Source organism: Bacillus sp. FSL W8-0645, from assembly GCF_038007905.1.
GTDB classification, from domain to species: domain Bacteria; phylum Bacillota; class Bacilli; order Bacillales; family Bacillaceae; genus Bacillus; species Bacillus pumilus.
This window is the reverse complement of sequence record NZ_JBBOYC010000001.1, coordinates 1,381,968-1,402,822: the sequence shown is the minus strand read 5'-3', so window position 1 is coordinate 1,402,822 and position 20,855 is coordinate 1,381,968. Positions and strand designations below refer to the sequence as shown.

Annotated in this window: 23 protein-coding genes and 2 riboswitches; of the genes, 8 read left to right on the top strand and 15 right to left on the bottom strand. The window is 40.4% G+C overall.

Annotation, left to right across the window (positions count from 1 at the left end):
* Positions 1-362 precede the first annotated feature (362 nt).
* Together motA and motB are read left to right on the top strand one after the other, a co-directional pair.
* Complete coding sequence (gene motA / locus NST39_RS07030) at positions 363-1,157, top strand: flagellar motor stator protein MotA (RefSeq protein WP_003212085.1); 795 nt, start codon at positions 363-365, stop codon at positions 1,155-1,157.
* A complete protein-coding gene (gene motB / locus NST39_RS07025) occupies positions 1,150-1,914 on the top strand; it encodes a flagellar motor protein MotB (RefSeq protein ID WP_065097157.1) in 765 nt (254 codons plus the stop codon). The genes motA and motB overlap by 8 nt, the downstream gene beginning before the upstream one ends.
* 29 nt (positions 1,915-1,943) lie before the next feature.
* Here motB and NST39_RS07020 read toward each other — a convergent pair whose 3' ends face one another.
* Positions 1,944-2,399, bottom strand: coding sequence for a MarR family winged helix-turn-helix transcriptional regulator (locus tag NST39_RS07020; RefSeq protein ID WP_003211701.1), 456 nt, complete (start codon positions 2,397-2,399; stop codon positions 1,944-1,946).
* Between the two features lie 205 nt (positions 2,400-2,604).
* Between NST39_RS07020 and NST39_RS07015 the strand changes: the two genes are divergently transcribed.
* The gene (locus NST39_RS07015) at positions 2,605-4,110 is read left to right on the top strand and encodes an ATP-binding protein (protein WP_065097156.1); all 1,506 of its coding nucleotides are present in this window, start codon (positions 2,605-2,607) and stop codon (positions 4,108-4,110) included.
* Between the two features lie 46 nt (positions 4,111-4,156).
* Here NST39_RS07015 and NST39_RS07010 read toward each other — a convergent pair whose 3' ends face one another.
* From NST39_RS07010 to NST39_RS06985, 6 genes are all read right to left on the bottom strand, one after another.
* Entirely contained in the window at positions 4,157-4,399 is a 243-nt protein-coding gene (locus NST39_RS07010; protein ID WP_065097155.1) for an aspartyl-phosphate phosphatase Spo0E family protein, read from the bottom strand.
* Positions 4,400-4,700: 301 nt separating this feature from the next.
* Complete coding sequence (locus NST39_RS07005; protein WP_065097154.1) at positions 4,701-5,231, bottom strand: 1,2-dihydroxy-3-keto-5-methylthiopentene dioxygenase; 531 nt, start codon at positions 5,229-5,231, stop codon at positions 4,701-4,703.
* A 16-nt stretch (positions 5,232-5,247) separates the two neighbouring features.
* Positions 5,248-5,886, bottom strand: coding sequence for a methylthioribulose 1-phosphate dehydratase (locus NST39_RS07000; RefSeq protein WP_268508029.1), 639 nt, complete (start codon positions 5,884-5,886; stop codon positions 5,248-5,250).
* Complete coding sequence (locus NST39_RS06995) at positions 5,850-6,545, bottom strand: 2-hydroxy-3-keto-5-methylthiopentenyl-1-phosphate phosphatase (protein WP_341027630.1); 696 nt, start codon at positions 6,543-6,545, stop codon at positions 5,850-5,852. The genes NST39_RS07000 and NST39_RS06995 overlap by 37 nt, the downstream gene beginning before the upstream one ends.
* Positions 6,546-7,766, bottom strand: coding sequence for a 2,3-diketo-5-methylthiopentyl-1-phosphate enolase (gene mtnW / locus NST39_RS06990; RefSeq protein ID WP_044139779.1), 1,221 nt, complete (start codon positions 7,764-7,766; stop codon positions 6,546-6,548). It abuts the gene before it with no gap.
* A gap of 102 nt (positions 7,767-7,868) precedes the next feature.
* A riboswitch (SAM riboswitch) is annotated at positions 7,869-7,970 on the bottom strand.
* A gap of 44 nt (positions 7,971-8,014) precedes the next feature.
* Complete coding sequence (locus NST39_RS06985; RefSeq protein WP_113767590.1) at positions 8,015-9,205, bottom strand: pyridoxal phosphate-dependent aminotransferase; 1,191 nt, start codon at positions 9,203-9,205, stop codon at positions 8,015-8,017.
* A 165-nt stretch (positions 9,206-9,370) separates the two neighbouring features.
* Positions 9,371-9,529, top strand: a riboswitch (SAM riboswitch).
* 79 nt (positions 9,530-9,608) lie between these two features.
* On the opposite strand from NST39_RS06985, the gene mtnK reads away from it, so the two are divergent.
* Together mtnK and mtnA are read left to right on the top strand one after the other, a co-directional pair.
* Positions 9,609-10,802, top strand: coding sequence for an S-methyl-5-thioribose kinase (gene mtnK, locus NST39_RS06980; protein WP_185106969.1), 1,194 nt, complete (start codon positions 9,609-9,611; stop codon positions 10,800-10,802).
* 6 nt (positions 10,803-10,808) lie between these two features.
* Positions 10,809-11,870 carry an S-methyl-5-thioribose-1-phosphate isomerase gene (mtnA, locus tag NST39_RS06975; RefSeq protein ID WP_113767589.1) on the top strand — a complete coding sequence of 354 codons (1,062 nt, stop codon included), beginning with the start codon at positions 10,809-10,811 and terminating at the stop codon, positions 11,868-11,870.
* A gap of 25 nt (positions 11,871-11,895) precedes the next feature.
* Here mtnA and NST39_RS06970 read toward each other — a convergent pair whose 3' ends face one another.
* From NST39_RS06970 to NST39_RS06960, 3 genes are all read right to left on the bottom strand, one after another.
* The gene (locus tag NST39_RS06970) at positions 11,896-12,030 is read right to left on the bottom strand and encodes a hypothetical protein (protein WP_003211599.1); all 135 of its coding nucleotides are present in this window, start codon (positions 12,028-12,030) and stop codon (positions 11,896-11,898) included.
* A gap of 91 nt (positions 12,031-12,121) precedes the next feature.
* Positions 12,122-12,613: a methylated-DNA--[protein]-cysteine S-methyltransferase gene (locus NST39_RS06965; protein ID WP_341027626.1), complete on the bottom strand. Its 492-nt coding sequence runs from the start codon at positions 12,611-12,613 to the stop codon at positions 12,122-12,124.
* Between the two features lies 1 nt (position 12,614).
* Positions 12,615-14,810, bottom strand: a complete 2,196-nt coding sequence (locus NST39_RS06960) for a PAS domain S-box protein (protein WP_341027624.1) — start codon at positions 14,808-14,810, stop codon at positions 12,615-12,617.
* A 293-nt stretch (positions 14,811-15,103) separates the two neighbouring features.
* Here NST39_RS06960 and NST39_RS06955 point away from each other — a divergent pair, with 293 nt between their 5' ends.
* Positions 15,104-16,123: an acyltransferase family protein gene (locus NST39_RS06955; protein WP_341027622.1), complete on the top strand. Its 1,020-nt coding sequence runs from the start codon at positions 15,104-15,106 to the stop codon at positions 16,121-16,123.
* 27 nt (positions 16,124-16,150) lie between these two features.
* Here NST39_RS06955 and NST39_RS06950 read toward each other — a convergent pair whose 3' ends face one another.
* The 5 genes from NST39_RS06950 to htpX form a co-directional block, all read right to left on the bottom strand.
* Entirely contained in the window at positions 16,151-16,333 is a 183-nt protein-coding gene (locus NST39_RS06950) for a hypothetical protein (protein ID WP_341027620.1), read from the bottom strand.
* Positions 16,326-16,490, bottom strand: coding sequence for a hypothetical protein (locus NST39_RS06945; RefSeq protein WP_341027619.1), 165 nt, complete (start codon positions 16,488-16,490; stop codon positions 16,326-16,328). The genes NST39_RS06950 and NST39_RS06945 overlap by 8 nt, the downstream gene beginning before the upstream one ends.
* 6 nt (positions 16,491-16,496) lie before the next feature.
* Positions 16,497-17,015, bottom strand: coding sequence for a DUF421 domain-containing protein (locus tag NST39_RS06940; RefSeq protein WP_044139769.1), 519 nt, complete (start codon positions 17,013-17,015; stop codon positions 16,497-16,499).
* A 97-nt stretch (positions 17,016-17,112) separates the two neighbouring features.
* Entirely contained in the window at positions 17,113-18,459 is a 1,347-nt protein-coding gene (locus tag NST39_RS06935; RefSeq protein ID WP_106065174.1) for a TrkH family potassium uptake protein, read from the bottom strand.
* Between the two features lie 143 nt (positions 18,460-18,602).
* Positions 18,603-19,502, bottom strand: coding sequence for a protease HtpX (htpX, locus tag NST39_RS06930; protein WP_341027616.1), 900 nt, complete (start codon positions 19,500-19,502; stop codon positions 18,603-18,605).
* A 278-nt stretch (positions 19,503-19,780) separates the two neighbouring features.
* Here htpX and NST39_RS06925 point away from each other — a divergent pair, with 278 nt between their 5' ends.
* Both NST39_RS06925 and NST39_RS06920 read left to right on the top strand, forming a co-directional pair.
* Complete coding sequence (locus NST39_RS06925) at positions 19,781-20,494, top strand: DUF1836 domain-containing protein (RefSeq protein ID WP_106065172.1); 714 nt, start codon at positions 19,781-19,783, stop codon at positions 20,492-20,494.
* 129 nt (positions 20,495-20,623) lie between these two features.
* Complete coding sequence (locus NST39_RS06920; RefSeq protein WP_003211343.1) at positions 20,624-20,818, top strand: alpha/beta-type small acid-soluble spore protein; 195 nt, start codon at positions 20,624-20,626, stop codon at positions 20,816-20,818.
* Positions 20,819-20,855: the final 37 nt, after the last annotated feature.

Sequence of the window (20,855 nt, the reverse complement as noted above, 5' to 3'; positions counted from 1 at the left end):
AAGGATCTACAGCTCCATCATGTTGCGGTGTTTAAGTTCCATCTGCACGCCGACGCTCCCCCGCCTCTTTTCCTTTAAGATAAAAAGAAAAAGAGGTGGATCACATGATGAATTGGAGCTATGATCTTGTCAAAATCATGTATGAAGAAAAATTAAAAGAGCTGCTTTTAAATGAAACTGCTCAAAGAAATTAAAAGAAACTCCCTTTATATCAGAGGGAGTTTCTTTTTTAAGGTAATAGAAAGCGCTTTCGTCAAAAATTCTTCACAGAAACTGCCTTAATTTGATATTCAGACTAAAACCCTTCTAGAAGACACCGATATTAACTATAGAAAAAGATAGTTAAAGGATTTGGTGAGATAATGGACAAAACATCGTTAATAGGTATTATTTTAGCATTTATTGCACTGAGTGTCGGTATGGTTCTGAAAGGTGTAAGTCTAACCGCTCTTATCAACCCAGCGGCTATATTGATCATTGTGGTTGGGACGATTGCAGCTGTTGTCATCGCATTCCCATCTAGTGAAATTAAGAAAACACCAAAATTGTTCGGCAAAATTTTCAAAGACAATAAGCTTCCAACGATTCAAGAAATGATCCCTCTTTTTTCAAACTGGGCACAAATTGCGCGTCGTGAAGGTCTTTTAGCATTGGAAGCTAGCATTGAGGAAGTAGATGACGATTTCCTTAAGAACGGCTTAAGCATGGCGGTTGACGGTCAAAGTGCAGAATTTATTCGCGACGTCTTAACAGAGGAAGTTGACGCCATGTCTGAAAGACATCAGTCAGGCGCATTAATCTTTACACAAGCCGGTACGTACGCTCCGACGCTTGGTGTACTTGGCGCCGTTGTCGGACTTATTGCCGCACTTGCAAACATGGGAGATATTGAAGCACTTGGACATGCAATCAGTGCAGCCTTCGTTGCCACACTGCTTGGGATTTTTACCGGGTATGTGTTATGGCATCCATTTGCCAACAAGCTGAAGCGTAAATCAAAGGAAGAAGTAAAACTTCGTCTGATTATGATCGAAGGGATCCTTTCTGTTCTTGAAGGTCAATCTCCAAAAGTGATTGAACAAAAACTTCTTATGTACTTACCAGCAAAAGAACGTGCAAATCTTGTCATTGAAGAAGGAGAAAAACAAAATGGCTAGGAAACGTAAAAAACATGATCACGATGACCATGTAGATGAATCTTGGCTGATCCCTTATGCCGATCTTCTGACGCTTCTTCTCGCTCTCTTCATTGTGCTTTTTGCATCTAGTTCGATTGACAAGGCAAAGTATGAACAGATGGCCAAGTCTTTTAATGTCGTCTTTACGGGCGGTACTGGTGTCATGGATCAGACCAGCATGCAAAGCACTGAAGAAACTGAAAATAGCAACCAGACCAAGAAAGCTGCTGAAGAAGATGAAGAAGCTAAAGCGAAAGCTCGAGATCATGCCGTTCTCTCAAAGGTCAAAAAGCAAGTGGATTCCTTCATTGCCAATAAGAAACTTGGAGCTAAGCTCGAAACAAAGCTCACGGACGAAGGTTTGCTCATTACGATAGAAGACAGTATCTTCTTTGATTCTGGCCGGGCGATTATTCGCCCTCAAGATGTCCCGTTAGCAAAGGAAATCTCAAAACTACTCGTCATTAACCCCGCTCGTGACATCGTCATTAGCGGACATACTGATAATGTACCGATCAGAAATTCAGAATTTGAATCCAACTGGTATTTAAGTGCCATACGTGCTGTAAACTTTTTGAGTATTCTTCTTGAGAACAGCAATTTAAACCAAGAGAACTTTAGTACAAAAGGTTTCGGTGAATTCAAACCAATCGCTTCAAATGATACAGCAGAAGGCAGAAGTAAAAACCGACGCGTAGAAGTACTTATTTTACCGATTGAGAAAAAAGCAAAATAAAAAAGGGAGCCCTCGGCTTCCTTTTTTATTTATTCTTTATGATCATATAAATGTTTTGCACGGAGTCCCACATGTTTAAGCATGTCAATGCAGGCATCCTTCTCTTCTTCGCTCAGGACACTGATCATCTCATGAATTTCTTTCGCATGATCTGGGAAGATATCATCAAGCAAAGCTCGTCCCTGCTCTGTAATATGCGCAAATGTGACCCTGCGGTCTTCTGCACAGGCCTTACGACTGAGGAGTTCTTTCTTCTCCAATTTATCGACCACATACGTGATGCTGCCGCTTGCAAGTAAAATCTTATCACCGATTTGCTGAAGCGGCTGATCCCCTTTATGATACAGCAATTCTAATACTGCAAATTCAGTCGGATTCAGCCCGTGCTTCACAATATGCTTGTTCATGTGATGATTAATCGAGCGATAGGCACGTGATAATACAATAAATAATTTCAAAGATTTCTCAACATTATGATTTTCCATTTTTTTATCATCCTTTATGAAATGCAACCCACTAATGTGACATTAATAAACAATAAGTAAAATGTCAACATCTTGATCCATCTTTAGCATGAAAATGAGACCAGAACGAATCACCTAATTTTTTAAAAATCACACAAGTCATCGTAATAAAGATAGGTTCAATGCTATAATAAGTCTATTAGGTAATACGTTGGAGCGATGAATGATGAGTATATTGAAAGGGTTTTGGAAGAAGATCAGGCTGTACCTTATTTTGGTCATGATTCCAACCCTAATCATTAGTTATTTTATCTACGAAAAAGAAACGGAAAAAATCGACTTAAAAAACAAACAAACTGCTACACTTATGTTAAATATTCACAAAAACCAAATGAATTATTTAATTAGTGAAACAGAAGCGAGATTAACTTCTCTTGCCATGGGATTTGACCAGCCTCTCGAGACGAAAAAAGTACAAAACATCCTAGAGAAAATCTATAAACAAGAACCTCGTTTTTCAGGTCTGTATCTCCTAGACAAAAAAGGAAATGTAACAGTAAGCACGACACCGTTAAAGGAAAAAATCAACCTATCATTCAGAGATTACTTTAAGCGCATTCAAGTGACCAAGCAGACGGTGATCACAGATAACTATGTGAGCCGAATTACAAAACAGCGGATTCTTTCCATTTGTGTGCCTGTGCTGGATGAAAACGAAGAAGTCACCAATGTGCTAGTCGCCGCCATTCAAATTGATTATTTAAGAAATATTATGAATGTATTGAACCCTGATCTTCATTTTAAGATGCTGAATCAAAATGGACATGTCGTGTTTACAAGTGGTCCACAGCCAGCATCAGAAAATGGCAGCACCGTGTCTACATATTTAGATGAAAACAGCTGGAAGCTGGAGGTCTATCCGCAGCGCGCTTCTACAGGTGAAGTGCTGTCTGTTATGCTGATCCCTTTATCCAGTGCTTTTATTTTATTAAATATTTTATTCACACTTGTTCAATATATCATTTTAAGGCGTCAAACCCAGCAGGAGCGTCACCAAAATGAAGCACAAAAGCTTGAATTAATCGGGACCCTCGCAGCAAGTACAGCACATGAAATTCGCAACCCATTAACAGGGATTAGTGGATTTATACAGCTTTTGCAAAAGAAGTATCACTCTGAAGAAGATCAGCTCTATTTCTCTGTCATTGAAGAAGAAATCAAACGAATTAACCAAATCGTCAGTGAGTTTCTTGTATTAGGGAAACCAACGGCAGAAAAATGGCAGAATAACTCTGTAAAAGAAATTGTAAGTGAGATCATGCCGATCGTTTTCTCTGAGGCGAACCTTTATAATGTTGAGGTTGATTTGCAAATTAATACGATTCAAGATGTTGGGGTTTATTGCACAAAAGATCACATTAAACAAGTCGTATTAAATGTAGCGAAGAACTCATTAGAAGCGATGCCAAATGGCGGTCATTTGAAGATTTTGATTGAGGCTGAAAAAGAACATGTCATTATTAAAGTGAAAGATACGGGTGAAGGCATATCAGAAGAAATGTTAAAACATATCTTCCTCCCTTTTATTACGTCGAAGGAAAAAGGGACAGGTCTTGGGCTTGTCGTGTGTAAACGAATCATTTCGATGTATGGCGGAACAATTGATATCGAGAGCGAAGTGAATAAAGGATCAACCGTCGTGATCATGCTTCCTTCTGCTCACTCAGCATAGCTGAAACATTCAGCCGGTTTTGCTTAGGCAAGACCGGTTTTTCATGTCAATAAGAGGGACGGTTTACAGATAGAAGACTCATTTGAGATACAAGATCATGAAAGGAGGGGGCAGATTGTTTCTCATGAAAAAGGAGATGCTGATACTCATTCATCAGGTTGTCCAGTTCTTGACTATATTTAATTGTCGTCTCACCAGTGTAGCCTTCTGCTTGAGCAGCTTCTACCATCTGTTTTCTCTTCTCATCAATTGACATTAGCAATTGTTCTTTCCTTACATAACTATTCATGATCTCAGCTCCCACAATGAATTCGACTGTCTATGCTCAAAATGATCCGACACCAAAATTATACTTTATTTGTAAATTAAATTAAATATGCTAATTTTATTTAATTTTATACAGCCTAAAGACCTCTTACCCAATCATATTTGGGGGTAAACTTCAAATTTGGACAGGACTGACACATGGATTAAACAGAATTTTATCCTATGTAGAAGATCAAAATCAACTATTTTCTTTCTCATTTTATGTCTATTTCCCTAAAAAAAAGCTGATCTTCCGCCTCATGCGGAATGATCAGCTTTTTTCATTAAACCTTTTCTTCCTCGTAAATTGGCACCCAGCCCTCAGTTGTGACAAATATGCGAACTGCAACCACTTTTCGATCCTCTTGCAGTGTAAAGTAGTGACGAATATGTGGCGGAACAGAAATTAAATCGCCTGGATTCAGTCTCACGTCAAAAAAGACGCCATCCTTACCTTGAATGGCAAAGATTCCATGTCCGCTTACAATAAAACGTACTTCATCATCTGTATGGTGATGCTCACGCTGAAAGTTTTGGAGCAGCTCGTCAAGATTTGGTGTCGCATCAGATAATGAAATCACGTCCTGCGCTTTGTATCCTCGTTTTTCAGATATACTCTCAATTTCCTTTTGGAAAACAGTCAAAATCTCTTTCTTTTCCTCATCTGTTAAATCATACTTTTCTGATAAACGGTTTGGCAGCTTTGCAATATCCCAATGTTCATAAATGACCCCTTGGTTTTCTAAATAGGCTGCCACCTCTTGCTCGCTTTCAAGTAATGTGTTCTCTTCATTATGAATCAAAATCGTCGCCATGTGCTTTTCCTCCTTTTTATGTGACAAGCTGCTTTTGATAAAGCGTTAATTTTAAGTGGTAGCTAAACAAAAATTCATACGCCTCTAATACTCGTTTTGCTTCAGAGGCTGTTTTCCCCCATACTGTGATACCGTGATTTCGAATGAGCACAGCACCTGATTCCGACTCTTCAGTGAGGTGCTTTGCAAATTGTGCTGCAAGATGCGGGATATGGGCTGGATTTTCAATAATCGGTAACGACACTTCTGCATCCTCTTCCCAGTAACCAAGCGCTTTGATGATTTCGTTTCCTTTGAAACGAACCTCGCCCTTATCCCCATACAGTTCAGAGATCACATTATTATCGATTGTATGGACATGGAGACAGCAGCCTGCATTCGTCTGCTCATACACATAGTTGTGAAGCAGTGTTTCAGCTGATGGTCTAAGCGGTTCATTCAGATCAACAGGCTTACCTGCCGCATTTACTAAAACAAAGTCTTCATCTGTTTCTTTTCGTTTATCTTTGCCGCTTGCCGTCACCAAAAACGTGATTGGATCATCCGACACCTTGATCGATAAATTGCCGCTTGTTCCATAAAACCAGTCTCTTTGTGCCAGTTCACGTTTGATGTCTGCTAGCTCCTGCCAGCGCTTGCTCTTTGCGTCTGCCATTCCTTCACTTCCTTTATTTGATCAAATTGTGCTTTAAGATCAATAAATGTTTCATACTCTAGATGGACAAGCCCGAGCTCTTTACATTCGTTTAGTAAGTAGTCACGCGCAAATGTGAGATCCGCATGCTTTGACGCCTCCACATCGGTGACTGAATCTCCAATCATGATAATGAAGTCATTCTCACAGGTCAGCTCTCGAATGATTGACGGCTTGCAGCATCCGCAGCCATTTTGACATTGCGAATCGCAGGCATGCGGCCATTCAATCTGAATATGCTCTTCCCCAAATGACGCATGATTGCAATAAATATCGTCTCGATCCACAATGCCCTTGAGTATGGGATAAACAAAGAAGTCCATCCCGCCGCTTAGCACATAGAAGGGAATATCAGCCTTTTTCACATGATCAACAAATTGCTTGAATCCTTCTCGAATCTCTGTATCTTCTAAAATAAACGATTGAATGGCTTCTTTTTGATCACTCGTCAGTAATTGAAACATCTGCCCGACGCCTTCTTGAATGGTGATCTCCTTTGTGAGAACATCGTCCTTCAGCTCCGTCCATTCACTTGGTGCAAAGTGTTTCATGATGCGAATGATATTATCATTTTTCGTAATGGTTCCATCAAAATCACAACATACAATTGGTTTTTTCATTTATTCTGCTACCCTTCCCCATAGTTCAAGTGCTGCTTTTAAATCTTGGCAAGAAGCTGCCTTCTCTTGGATCGACTCTCCATGTGTCACCGCATCAATGATCGATCGAAATGCTTTCCCTCCCCCGATGGCTCCATGCGGATGTCCGTGAATTCCTCCACCAGCATTTATCACATGATCGAGTCCAAAATCTTTCATCAAAACTGGTACCATTCCAGGATGAATGCCTGCTGACGGAACAGGGAACGTTTTTTGAACCGAATCCTCTTTTACACAAGCTTCATAGATTCCAAAGGCATCTTTTTTCGAAAGTGCGACCGACCCATACGGTGAGGGAAAAAGACTCAAATCAGCACCAGCATATCGATTTAATTTACCTAAAAGAAGAGAATGGGAGAATCCATATTCGTGCGATGATGTCAAAGCGCCGCTTACTGCGGGATGGGCCATAATAGGCAATCGAATATCTGGATCCTCAGCTAAGCTTTGCATGACATCTAGCCCATAGGCAAAGACATTGAATAAGAGTGCATCCGCTCCAAGCTCAGCTGCCTTTCTTGCTCGATCCTTTAGTTCAAAGGTTCTGCCTGTTAAATTAACGGCATATAGCGTTCGGTGCCCTGTCTCTTCATATGTTTCTTTTAATATCTTTTTTCCTTCTTTGATTCGTTCTTCAAAAGGGGCTAGTGGGCTCTCAAATAAAATTTCATCGTCTTTGATAAAGTCAACGCCGCCTAATGCTTGTAAACGGAGCTGTTCTTTTAAATCTGCCATATCACGGCCAATGACACCTTTAAAAATACTCATCAACAAAGGTCGATCAAACACGCCTGCTTTTTTTCGTATGCCATCAATTCCAAATACCGGTCCTGGCAGACTTCTTTTAAATCTATCTGAGAATTGAATGTCGACTAGCTTCACTTTTCCATCTAGTGAAAGCTTTCCAAAGATCGTCGTCAAAACGGCCGGTATATCCGCTGAAAAGTTAGCCTCAGGATAAGCAATGGTCACCTCAGATTGATATAGGCCATTTTCGGCTGGAGCAAACTTTTCTGATACCTTTTCCACCCGGCCTTTATGCTTTTGAAGCTGCTCTTTTTTGAGCTGCGGCAAATCCGTCCATGATCCAACTGTTAAACCAAGCGCGATCTGCTCCGCTTTTTGGTTCACTTGTTCATCCTCTCGATGTGTTAATACGTATGTTGCCAGTAATTCACTCACTAGGAATCCCCTTTCGATTGCGTCATGCATATGGTCAATAAAAAAACCTCTTCAAGTGCTTTATCAGCGCCTTAAAGAGGTTGTTTCGTGTCATTCATCCGAATCTTATCTCTCAGCGCTTGCTGCAAGAATTAGCACCGTGCTTCATGGAAGTCGGTTGCCGGGCTTCATTGGGCTAGTCCCTCTGCCTACTCTTGATAAGAATATTCAATTTTCTTAAATATTGTCTGAATTATCGCACCGTTTATTCATGTTGTCAATGGCTTATTTTCAAACAGATTCAAGGCATCGATTCGCCGAGCGGCTTCTTTTAACCGCTCCTCATTTGTTAAAAGTCCTACTCTCACGTATCCTTCACCGTGAGTACCAAACCCATTCCCCGGCGCCACAACCACATGTGCTCTCTCTAATAATACGCCAGCAAAAGATTCAGATGTATATCCTTCTGGCACCTTTAGCCAAGCAAAAAACGACCCCTTTGGTGCAGTGACCTCCCAGCCAATCTCCTTGCAGGCAGCAATCCACACATTTCGCCTTTTCTCATATCGATCATTTTGCACCTGTACGCACGTTTGGTCGCTTAACAAAGCTTCCGCTGCTGCATCTTGAGTGGCTTTGAACAGTGAAACAAACAGGTGATCCTGATAAAGCTCAATCGCTTCAATAACAGACGGATTTCCTGCTGCAAAACCTACTCTCCAGCCTGCCATATTATACGTTTTAGACAATGTGTATATTTCAATTCCTGTCTCTTTCGCTCCATCTGTTTGCAAAAAGCTGATTGGCTTTTCCCCATCAAACCCAATGCCTCCATAGGCAAAATCATGGACAACACAGAGCTTGTGATTTTTTGCGAATGTAACGGTTTCTTCAAAAAATGAACGGCTTGCCGTGGCACCTGTCGGATTGTTGGGATAATTTAAATACATCAACTTTGCTTTTTTCTTAACATCCTCAGGCAACCGGTCATAGTCAGGTAAAAAATCATTTTGTTCAAGAAGCGGCATCGTCACCATCTGAGCCCCAGCAAGCACGGCACCTGACCAATAATCAGGATAACCTGGGTCTGGAACAAGGAGTGTATCACCCGGATTCAGCAGGCATTGCGGCAGCTCAACAAGCCCCGCTTTTCCGCCAAATAAAATCGCAATTTCCGTCATCGGATCAAGCGTGACACCATATTCTCTGTCATAAAAGGCAGCGGCAGCCTTTTTTAATTTCGCTGTTCCGCGGAATGACGAGTATTGATGATTTTCAGGTTTTAATACCGCTTCCTGCATGGCTTTTACAATGTGCGCGGGAGTTGGCTGGTCAGGATTTCCCTGCCCTAAATTAATAATATCTGCGCCTTCCTGCACTTTTTTCTGCACCTTTTGGACAAGAGATGCAAAAAATTGTGTCGGTAATTGTTTCAATACATCTGATTGCTGAAATTCCATTTATCTTCACCTTCTATTCAAGTTACATAGCAATACAAATACTGTAATGGATTGTTTTACGAATTGTAAAGCAATTTTGAAAAAGGATTGACATGTGAAGCGCAGCTCTGATAATATCTTGAATTAAGAAATGCAAACAGACACGAGACAATTACATATTGATTTCTCTTATCGAGAGTTGGGCGAGGGATTTGGCCTTTTGACCCCAACAGCAACCGACCGTTAATACCACTGTGAAGTGGGGCGCAGCAAGTAAGCGCCAAGACAATTGTCTTATAGGGCACGGTGCTAATTCCATCAGACGTATGTGCTGAGAGATAAGAGAGGCTTTGAGCATACACACCATCAAGCCTCTTTCTCTCAGGAGAAAGAGGTTTTTTTATATGATTTGGAGGGGAAGCAATTGGTTACACTTACGGCATCATATGAAGAATTAACAGAAAGCTCGGCAGTTGCACTCGCAATTAGACTTGGCTTGATACAAGAAAGCAGTCATTTGACATGTACGGAAATCGGTGACGGGAATTTAAATTACGTCTTTCATATTTTTGATCATAAACAAGAAAAAGGTTTGATCATCAAGCAGGCACTGCCTTACGCCAAGGTGGTCGGAGAGAGCTGGCCGCTTACATTAGACCGTGCGAGAATCGAAAGTACTGCCCTGATCAAGCAGTCAGAGTATACACCGCATCTCGTACCAGCAGTCTATTATTCAGATACAACTCTTGCTGTGACGGCAATGGAGGATCTATCACACCTAGAAATCGTCAGAAAAGGGCTAATTGCCGGAAAACAATATCCGCATTTATCCGATCATGTCGGAGAATTTTTAGGAAAAACACTTTTCTACACTTCTGACTTTGCCACAAATCCTAAAATCAAAAAACAATTTGTGAAGCAATTTACGAATCCGGACCTTTGTGACATTACCGAAAAGCTCGTCTTCACAGATCCTTTCTTTGATAGCGGCACAAATGATTTCGAAGAAGAATTAAGAGAAGCTGCCGAAGCGCTTTGGGCAGATCTTGAAGTGCAGGCAAAAGCAGCTGAATTGAAGCGTATTTTCCTGACGTCTGCCGAAACACTTGTTCATGGAGATCTTCATACAGGTAGTATTTTTGCAAGTGAGACGGAAACCAAAATCATTGATCCAGAATTCGCATTTTATGGTCCCTTCGGATTCGATATCGGTCACTTTATCGCTAACCTGTTCCTGAATGCTTTGTCCCGTGAGAATGAACATGATCAGCAGCACCTTTTTGACCATGTCGTCAATGTATGGGCAACCTTCAAAGAAGTGTTCGCAAAAGCTTGGAAAGAAGACAGTATTGAAGCGTTTAGTGTATCTGACAGTTTTTTAGAAACAACCTTTGACCGTATTTTAAAAGAAGCGACAGGCTTTGCGGGCTGTGAGCTTGTCCGCCGAACAATCGGTCTTGCTCATGCCGCTGATCTCGATGCGATTCCATCACCATCTAGACGGATTCAGCAGAAAAAAGCAGCACTTACGCTCGGAAAAACATTCATCAAACAATATCATGCAGTGGAAACAGCGTCTGACCTCGTCGCATTATTCCAGCAATCTGTAAAGGAGTGACGGGTTTTGTCTAAAGAATTTGAAGTCCCCCGTTCTGTCGAATGGGAAGAAAACCATATTAACATTTTGAATCAGCAAAAATTACCGGCAGAAACCGTGTTTGAGCATCTATATACAAAAGAAGACGTGTATGATGCCATTGTCACATTAAAAGTGCGGGGAGCACCTGCCATTGGCATCACAGCAGCTTTTGGACTGGCGCTCAGTGCCCAAGACATTGAGACAGAAGAAATTGATGTGTTTAAACAAGAAGTCATTCAGATAAAAGAATATTTAAACAGTGCTCGTCCAACTGCTGTGAATCTAGCCTGGGCATTAGAGCGATTGTTGCAGCGCATTGATCGTGCAGCTTCGGTCAATGCAGCCAAAACAGACCTTGTCCATGAGGCCATTCAAATTCAAATTGAAGATGAAGAAACATGCAAACAAATCGGTCAAAATGCACTCCAGCTCTTTAAATCGGGTGATCGGATTATGACCATTTGCAATGCAGGCTCCATCGCCACGAGCCGGTACGGAACAGCCCTTGCTCCATTTTATTTAGCCAAAAAGAAAAATCTCGATCTTCACATTTATGCCTGTGAAACACGACCTGTTCTCCAAGGGGCTAGGCTGACAACATGGGAGCTCATGCAAGGCGGCGTAGATGTGACGCTCATTACAGATAACATGGCAGCCCATACGATGAAAGAAAAGCAAATTTCTGCTGTCATTGTTGGGGCTGATCGCATTGCCCGTAATGGAGATGCGGCGAATAAGATTGGCACGTTAAGTCTTGCCATTTTAGCCAAGCATTTTCAAATTCCGTTTTTTATAGCTGCACCGCTTTCTACCTTTGATATCTCAACCAAAGACGGGGCAGATATTCCAATTGAAGAGCGCGACCCGCTGGAAGTAAAAGAATTAAACGGCGTCCAAATTGCACCACCTGATGTTCAGGTATTCAATCCCGCCTTTGATGTCACTCCTCACCATCTCATTTCAGGGATCATTACAGAGAAAGGGATTATTACGTCGAACTATACAGAAGAGATTGACGCTCTGTTCACTGAAAGCATCTCACTCTGATCATAAAAAAAGCGCCGTGTACTTCTTATTTAAGAGCACCGCGCTTTTTTATTTCATTCGTTTTTGCTAAAATTTCTTTTTTCTGTTCTTCTGTCAAAACCTTCATTTTGACACATAGTGATGTGACGGCATACATTTTATTCTTTTTGTCCCAAAACATTCCCTAGCGCCCTCCTTTTTCCCTCAACCAACTTTTTTAGCTTAATAAAAGGATATGTCGTTTGGAAAACATTTGGAACAGGTCAATCGATTTATTTTTGAACAAATGGGATACCTTCTAATTCAAGCAGAACCGCTTTCATATCTGTCTTCGTTCCTGCATAGCCCGTCAGAGAACGGTCTTTTCCAATCACTCTGTGACAGGGAATAAAAATAGGTAATGCATTGCGTCTATTGGCTTGTCCAATCGCCCTCACTGCCTTTGGGTGACCAATCGCTTTTGCAATGTCTGCATAGCTTTTTGATTCACCATACGGAATAGTCGAAAGTGCTTCCCACACTTGCTCTTGAAACGAAGTTCCCTTTTGCTTGAGCGGGAGATCGAATACTTGGCGCTGCCCCTTGAAATATTCATCTAGCTGCTTTTTCGCTTCTTGTAATACTGACGTTTCTTCTTCTTTTAGATTAGATTCTTGCTTTTTTGCTAAAAACGGCTCATCATCAAACATCACTTCGATGATGGCATCGTCTTTTTCTAGTATGTATAATGTCCCAATTGGTGCGTGATAGACGGTATAATACACGTTAATGCTCTCCTTCTTGTTTCTTCTGCCTCAGTGGCAGCGTGAGATGGAAGACGGTTCCTACCCCTTCCTCACTTTCTACCTCAATGGTTCCTTGATGCTCTTCAATAATTTTATAACTAACCATTAAGCCAAGTCCAGTTCCTCTTTCTTTTGTCGTATAAAATGGTTCCCCTAGACGCTTTAGCTTGTCCTCTGCCATTCCGCAGCCTTCATCCCGCAGTGAAATAACAATATGCTCTTCACCCTTCCGCTGAATGCTCACATAGACATTTCCTTTTCTCGGCATGACTTCAATTGCATTTTTTAAAATGTTAATAAAGACTTGTTTTAATTGGTTTTGTTCACAATAAATGAGCGGAATTTCATCCAATACATTGAGATGCATTTGAACGTTGCCAAGATTCGCCTGTGCGTGCAGCAGATCCATCGTGTCCTTCACAATTTGCACCACATTTTTTTCTTCATATACGATGGCTTGCGGCTTCGCTAAAATCAAAAATTCGGTGATGATCGATTCAATTCTTTTTAGCTCTGAAGTGATGACATTGAAATAGAGCGAATACTCCCCTTCTATATTTCCTTTTAGCAGCTGAATAAAGCCTTTTAATGCTGTCATCGGGTTTCTGATTTCATGCGCAATTCCAGCGGCAAGCTCTCCGACCACATGAAGGGTATCTGATTTTCTCACCCGCTCTTCTAATTCCTTCCGCTCTGTCACATCTCTAAAGATCGCCAAATTCATATTATGAATGATGTTGCGTTTAAAAGAGAATTCCAATATACGCTGATCTGGATGGTTCAGCACAAATGGGACTTCATTGTCCATTTCATCTAATGACATCGCCTGGGCAGGCTGTGCCAAATGTTCAATTTGATAAGGCGCAAGGATATGGAAAAGGTTCATTTCAGTTAAATGATCATCTTTCAATCCGAGCAGCTCGCTTGCGGATGGATTGACTTCGATAATGCGGTATTGGTTATCAAAAAGAACAATGCCGTCCATTGATCCATTAAATACTTTACGGAATTTGAGCTCACTTTCGCGCAGCTCCTCCTCCATCCTTTTTCGATCACTCACATTACGTAAAATGGTTAAGTGCTGTCCTTCTAATACCGCATGCTTTGATGTAAACTCGAGCTCTTTAAACTGACCATTTGCCATTCTGAACAAAAGCTCTTCCCTTATTTCATGATTCCGAATATATCGTCTTCTAGTCGGTCTATATCTCTGATCAGATTTCACGAGAAAGTCTGTGAGTTTTTTGCCAATCAGTGAATGCATAGGCAATTCAAAAATGCGACAGGCTGATTCATTGGCTCTCACAATCTCTCCATCATCCGCCCATATGATGATTGCATCCATTGCATTTTCAAAAATTTCTCTAAAGCGTTCCTCACTTTTTAACAGCTTCTCTTCCATTAACCTTTTTTCTGTAATATCCCGCATGATGGACATATAAAAACCGCTCATCACATTTGATGTAATGGTGAGCTCGAATAATTTGTACTGGCCAGATTGAAGGGTAACGGGAAGTTCTCCCTTGGCTTTCCCTGTTTCTTTAAGTGACGTTAAAAGGTGCTGCAAGGCTGGAAGATTTTCATCTTCGACAAATTCATTTAAATAACGATCGGTTAAATCCGTCTTTTGCAGCTCAAAGCTCTGACAAAAAGAATGATTGGCGTCGATCATGCAGCCATCCTGATCAAAAATGACCATTCCGTCAATGGCTCGGTCAAACAAATCTTTGAACAGCTGCTCATTCATGGATCTTTCTCGTTCTAGTATTTTCTTTGAGGAAATATCTCGCATGACGACAATATATTGCTGATTCAAAACGTCATGCTCTGCAACAAATTCAATGTATTTTGTTTCGCCGTTTTCAAGCTGAATGGAAATTTCTCTTCTTAACGTTCCTTTTCGAAAAAATAAATCGAGGGAGCATTCAATTCTGTCTTTCGGGATGCCATATAGGAAATCTAGAACAGATTTATTGAGGAGGTCTTCTTTCGATGTCTGTACAAGCCTGCATGTCGCTTCGTTGGCTTGGATGATATTGAGGTGTTGATCAAATATGAAAATGGCATCTAACGTCTTATTTAACAGCATTTTTTGCTGCATCAACTCTGTTCGCAAATATTCGTTCTCTTTTTCTAATTTTCTGATATCTTCTGCGCCATCGAGCGTTTCAGTCATTTTCTTACACTCCTTTTCCAGCCTCATTCCTCTACAATATTTCTACAATATTTTCATTGTTCCTTCATTCGACTCATAAAAAAAGATAACTTCTTGCATGAAGACTGTCTCTTTTGTTTCATTCGGATGACAGGATTGAACCTCGATTCTCTTTTCTTACGCTTCTTTTACAGCCGTTCTACAATTTCACATCAAATAGCGAAATGAGCCAAAATGTATTTTAAAATGGGGCAAATACGGGAACAGTGCACTTAGAGCATTTATGTTTAAAATCAAACAGGAAAGGTGATGTTATGGCATCTTCACGAGATAGTTATTTTGATAATGCGAAGTTTCTTCTGATTTTTCTAGTTGTTTTTGGTCATTTGTTACGATCATTCATTCATGATAATGATTGGATGCTTTATTTATACAAGTTTATTTATACTTTTCATATGCCTGCCTTTATTTTAGTTTCCGGTTTCTTTGCAAAAGGGTTTAGAAAGCCAGGTTTTATGAAAAAAGTTGCTGTTAAGCTGATCATCCCATATTTCATTTTTCAGGTGATCTATTCCGTTTACTATTATCTCTTGCAGGATCAAAGCATGGCCAATTTAAATCCAATTGATCCGCAATGGTCTTTATGGTTCTTAATTAGTTTATTCTTTTGGAATTTGCTGCTCATTCCTTTTTCTAAACTGCCATTTCACTGGGCGATGATCGTCAGTTTATCGATTGCGTTACTTGTCGGTTACGTGGACAATATTAGCAATACGCTGAGCTTATCACGTACGTTTGTCTTTTTGCCAATGTTTTTAGCAGGCTTCTATTTAAAAAAGCAGCATTTTGAATTCATCCGTACAAGTAAAGGAAAGCTGTCAGCACTTCTTGTATTAATGGCTGTATTCTTGTTTTGCTATTTCTATGAATTTGATTATTCCTTCTTATTTGGATCACAGTCATATGCTTCTCTTGGTGATGAGGGAGTGATTGCGCCAATGAAACGAATGGCATGGTATCTGCTTGCATTCGGCGCTACATTCAGCTTCTTTGCTTTAGTGCCAACACGCCATTTCTTCTTTACAAAATGGGGCACAAGAACGTTATATGTGTATTTATTACATGGCTTTGTCATTAAGCTGCTTAGAACGACTTGGTTTGATGACTGGGCCCTGAATGCAGCAAGTGTGCTCATGTTATTGCTGCTAACCATTCTGTTAACCTTTACCCTGTCTAGCACCTTTGTTAAAACCGTTGCACAGCCAGTGATTGAGCTCAAAATGACCAATCTCATGCGTACAATCACCGGCAGACAAGGCAGTTATAGCAAATAAAAAACGATCCCGCGCGGATCGTTTTTTCTATTTTTCATTCATGTGTCCATCGTGACATTCAGCATCTTTCTTAGGCTTTACAAGCGTATCAATCCATTTGCTGCTGTTGATATCTCCAAGCTCACTGCCAAATTCCTCTTCTAAAATATCTGGGTCCATTGGCTTTTTATGGTCTTTCATGTCCTTGCTTTTTACATGCTTCTTAGTCACGAGATCCTCCCCCTTGTTTCCCTTTATGAGAATTTCGGTTTGCCTGACGATCTCTTGATTGTTCATCAAATTGCGTTTGTCCTTGATCATGTTCCATGCTTTCTGTCGGTGTCATATTATTTGTCAGTGCTTCATTTTTCGCTGCTTTTCTTTTCATCTGAAATCAGTCCTTTTTTAACATATTTAGTTCTTCTCTTAATTGGTCTAGGAGTTCCTTCATTTGTTTAACCGTCACGGGCTTTTCCTCTGGCTTTAACTCATAGCCGATTTGTCCATTGGCTTCTAGGGTGGCTTTTTTGAGACTGCTGATCTCTGTAATGCCTTGCTGCTTTAAGCGCATTTTGAATTCATCCCTTGTGAGCCTCGTTTTCTTCAGCTTGTGATCAAGCATTTCTCCATCCTGCAAAATGACGACAGATTTCCCTGAAACCAATTTTTCAAAGAAATCAGATTGGATAGACAATTTTTCCATGATGACGAGTGCAATGATAAATGTAGCGGCGGCATAAATCGTTTCAAGTAAATTGTGCTCAATAAAGGGTTGGATAATAATCGATCCGATTGAAATCATGATCACTGTTTGTTGAACAGTTAATTGACTAATGGATTTAGGCCCTGCTATTCTCAGCAGCAAGGTACCAACTAGCAGCATGACAATTGCTTTCCATATTACATCCAGCACGTCTCGTTCACCTCTTACCTATAGATTGCGAACATCCCATGTGATTTAGCCAGTTAGATAATGGAAATAAAAAAACAGCATTCGCTCGGAATGCTGTTTAGCCGATGATGACGCGCTCTTTCGGATAATGATAATTCGCTTCGCTTTCTCTTCGGCCAATTAAATATAAGAAGCTTGGAATGCCAATTCGCCCAATAAACATGACCATCATAATGATACACTTACCGAAAACTGAGAGCTCAGAGGTAATCCCTAGTGATAAACCTGTTGTTCCGAAAGCAGAACAGACTTCAAATAAATTTTGAAGAAGCGTATTATGCTCGGATAAGGTTAATAAGAATGTAGCACCAAACACCAATATAAAGGCCATCATCGTCACCATCAGAGATTTGTTAATATCTGCTTGATGCAGTTCTCTTTTGAAAATTTTAATGGACTTATTTCCCCGAGCAAAATGAAACAGTGCGAGTAAATTAAGGGCAAACGTGGTTGTCCGAATCCCACCCCCGACAGAGCTTGGAGATGCCCCGATAAACATGAGCAGACATAAAAATAACAGCGTCGGTTCTGTCAATTGAGTAATATCTAATGTGGAAAGTCCCCCACTTCTTGTGGCTGTCGATTGGAACAATGAATAAAACAAAACTTCGTGCCAGCTTTTCCCTAGGAAACTGAACCCGGCTTCAAGTGCATATATGCCAATCGCTCCAACAACGACAAGACCGCCAAACGTAATCGTTGTGATTTTTGTAAACAATGAGAACGATGCGTGCTTTCGGTCCTGATTAAATAAATAATCCTTTACTTCCACGAGCACAGGAAAGCCAATCGCTCCAAAGATGATTAGCAGCATCGTAATAAATTGGACGAAATAATCATCTTTGTATGGGATGAGCGAGTTCCCTGTAATATCGAAGCCACCATTGGTGGTCGCACTAATACTTGAGAAGAAGCCATGTAAGAATGCTGTCTGCACATCGTAATATTTGAGAAAATACATACTTAAAATCAGACCGCCTACAAACTCAATGAGCAAAATTAAATAGAAAACCTGCTTCATTAATTTCACAATTCCTGATAAATTGCTCTGGTTTTGATCTGCCATAATGAGCTTTCTTTCTTTAATACCGATTCTTTTTCGCATGACAATCCACACAAAGGTACCGAGCGTCATAATGCCGATACCTCCAATTTGCAGGACAAACGCAAGGATCCACATACCTGCCACACTAAATGTTTGGGAGGTATCAACCACAGTAAGTCCTGTGACACTTACCGCACTCACCGCCGTAAATAATGCATCAATAAATGTCCACTTCACTCCATCTTGATGAGCGACTGGCAAACTGAGAAGAATAAATGAGACGGTTACTGCGAGAAAATAATAAAGGGCAATCAGCTGGAAAGCCGATAGCCGGTCGATTAGCTTTTTAATTGGGTTCATTGTCATTCCTTCTTTTAACTTTCATTTTTCAATACTTATCATTTTAATGAAAAGAGACATGATTTTAAAGATATTTTATGCTTTATTTTCTTTTTCATCAAAAAGAAAAAGACATCCTGTTGCAGAATGTCTTTTCGTCTTTCTTATTTTGCTTCTAGTCTTCTGATTCTTTCGTTTAAATCAGGGTGTGTTGAGAAAAGAGAAGCTTTTCGTTTACCACTGATTTTAAGGGTAGCAACTGCTGTTTGATCATCATCTTTGATTCTTGACGTATACGCCTCAAGTGAGCGAAGCGCATGAATCATTTTATCTTTACCGGCAAGGTCAGCTCCGCCGCGGTCTGCATGGAATTCACGATGTCTAGAATATGCAAACACGACAAGGCTTCCTAGGACAGAGAAAATGATTTGGAAAACAATCACTGCAATAAAATGAACAATCGGAACAAGCTCTTCACGCGGTACAAAGCGGCTTGCGATCCATGCCGCAATTCTTGAAAGGAAGACAACGAACGTGTTGACAATCCCTTGAAGCAGCGTCATTGTCACCATATCACCGTTCGCAACGTGAGCAACTTCATGAGCGATGACACCTTCAACTGCTGCATCATCCATTTCATGAAGCAATCCAGTTGAAACGGCAACAAGTGATCTTCTCTTAGAAGGACCTGTCGCAAAAGCATTTACTTCAGATGATTGATAAATACCAACCTCAGGCATTTTAGAAAGGCCTGCTGCTCTTGATAACCTGTGCACGCGGTCAACAAGCTGCTGCTCATCATATGTTAATGAATCCTTTTCAGGGTTTAACACACGCACACCCATCATCATTTTTGCCATCCAGCGAGACATCGCTAGTGACATGAACGAGCCAACAAAACCAACAACTGCACTGAATACTAGCAGTGCCACCAAATTAATTCGACCGTCTGCTCCTATATAAGAACCAACACCAGTTGCTGCACTAATAACCGACAGTACAATACCAATCGTAGTGATAACAAGAATGTTCGTTAATATAAACAGAAATATTCTTTTACCCATACATAACCTCCGCTGTCATATTAAGTTCATTTGAACTTATTAATAAAATTATAAAAATAAACGTCTTAAATTGCAAGGAAAAAGGAATCATTCCTTCTGTTTATCATAACGGCTTAAGCCCCGTCACTTCAATATTTACGACTTTGTCACAGCTGAAAAGTGAACAAATTGTGACGCTACGTTCTGGATTTTAGTTTATTTTGCATTTTCATCAAAAAGAGATTATGATGTTGAATTAGATCAATAATCACGTTTTTGACGTACAAATGAGGTGGAACATGGTGACTTTTAAATTAACGAGAATTGACATGACGAGACTTCTATATTCTCTAAAAGGAGAGGGAGATCTGACTCCGCTTCAGCTTTTGAATCTATCTGTAAAGGGCGATAAGGATCATGAATATGATGAGTTAAAGATCCCTTCGTTTTTTGAGAAGCTCGAACGGCGGAAGCAAAAATCAGAGCACGGTCTTTCTACAAATGAAATTGTTGAGCTTGGCAACTTGTGTGAGCTAACGTCTCTTAAATCGACGGCGATTCAAAATTGGATCAAGCGTGATATTAAAGATATGATTGGTCATCCAGAGCTTGGCAAGAAGTACTCCATTGATCAGGTCGTTATTTTATTAATAGTCAGGGATTTAAAATCAGTTTTTGACTTTGATGCCATTCGCATGATCTTATCTGCCTTATTTAACACGATCACAGATCGAACAGATGATATTATTAGTCCAATCCGTTTTTATGAAGCATATGCGCACGTCCTAGATTTTATTTATCACCATACACATTTTCCGTTAAAGGAAACAAATTTACGAGAAATGACTGAGGAGCAGACAGACATGCTCCATGAAGAGTTTACAGAATTAACGAAGAATCAATGGAATTTGATTAAAGGCATTATCTGTTCTACCGTCTTCTCTGTGTTCACTTCCCACTTGCAAAGTACAGCGCAAGAAATGATGTTTAATACGCTGCAGGCAGCTAAATAAAGATAAAAGAAAACCGAGGTGATGAGGTCACCTCGGTTTTTTTGTGCAGCAATTGCCAGCATAATTGTACGCCGTTTTCTTCAAAATAAGAAGGCGCAACAAAGATGAGGTGAAAGGAGGAATATGGACATGGCAAATCGAAATCAGCTTCTTGTTCCTGGAGTAGAACAAGCATTAGATCAATTTAAATACGAGATCGCTCAAGAATTTGGCGTGACTCTCGGTTCAGATACAGTCGCACGTGCAAATGGTTCTGTTGGCGGTGAAATTACAAAAAGACTCGTTCAACAGGCTCAATCACAAATGGGCAATCAATCTAAATAAAAACATGGTGAAATACGCCGGAGCTATTCTGGCGTTT

Coding starts and splice junctions, on each gene's coding strand:
- motB (WP_065097157.1), top strand. CDS start 1,150: ATGGCTAGGAAACGTAAAAAACATGATCACGATGACCATGTAGATGAA.
- NST39_RS07015 (WP_065097156.1), top strand. CDS start 2,605: ATGAGTATATTGAAAGGGTTTTGGAAGAAGATCAGGCTGTACCTTATT.
- NST39_RS06970 (WP_003211599.1), bottom strand. CDS start 12,030: ATGTTTTGGGACAAAAAGAATAAAATGTATGCCGTCACATCACTATGT.
- NST39_RS07000 (WP_268508029.1), bottom strand. CDS start 5,886: ATGGCAGACGCAAAGAGCAAGCGCTGGCAGGAGCTAGCAGACATCAAA.
- NST39_RS06955 (WP_341027622.1), top strand. CDS start 15,104: ATGGCATCTTCACGAGATAGTTATTTTGATAATGCGAAGTTTCTTCTG.
- motA (WP_003212085.1), top strand. CDS start 363: ATGGACAAAACATCGTTAATAGGTATTATTTTAGCATTTATTGCACTG.
- htpX (WP_341027616.1), bottom strand. CDS start 19,502: ATGGGTAAAAGAATATTTCTGTTTATATTAACGAACATTCTTGTTATC.
- NST39_RS06995 (WP_341027630.1), bottom strand. CDS start 6,545: ATGAAAAAACCAATTGTATGTTGTGATTTTGATGGAACCATTACGAAA.
- NST39_RS07005 (WP_065097154.1), bottom strand. CDS start 5,231: ATGGCGACGATTTTGATTCATAATGAAGAGAACACATTACTTGAAAGC.
- NST39_RS06920 (WP_003211343.1), top strand. CDS start 20,624: ATGGCAAATCGAAATCAGCTTCTTGTTCCTGGAGTAGAACAAGCATTA.
- NST39_RS06945 (WP_341027619.1), bottom strand. CDS start 16,490: ATGAAAAGAAAAGCAGCGAAAAATGAAGCACTGACAAATAATATGACA.
- NST39_RS07020 (WP_003211701.1), bottom strand. CDS start 2,399: ATGGAAAATCATAATGTTGAGAAATCTTTGAAATTATTTATTGTATTA.
- NST39_RS07010 (WP_065097155.1), bottom strand. CDS start 4,399: ATGAATAGTTATGTAAGGAAAGAACAATTGCTAATGTCAATTGATGAG.
- NST39_RS06985 (WP_113767590.1), bottom strand. CDS start 9,205: ATGGAATTTCAGCAATCAGATGTATTGAAACAATTACCGACACAATTT.
- NST39_RS06960 (WP_341027624.1), bottom strand. CDS start 14,810: ATGACTGAAACGCTCGATGGCGCAGAAGATATCAGAAAATTAGAAAAA.
- NST39_RS06925 (WP_106065172.1), top strand. CDS start 19,781: ATGGTGACTTTTAAATTAACGAGAATTGACATGACGAGACTTCTATAT.
- NST39_RS06935 (WP_106065174.1), bottom strand. CDS start 18,459: ATGAACCCAATTAAAAAGCTAATCGACCGGCTATCGGCTTTCCAGCTG.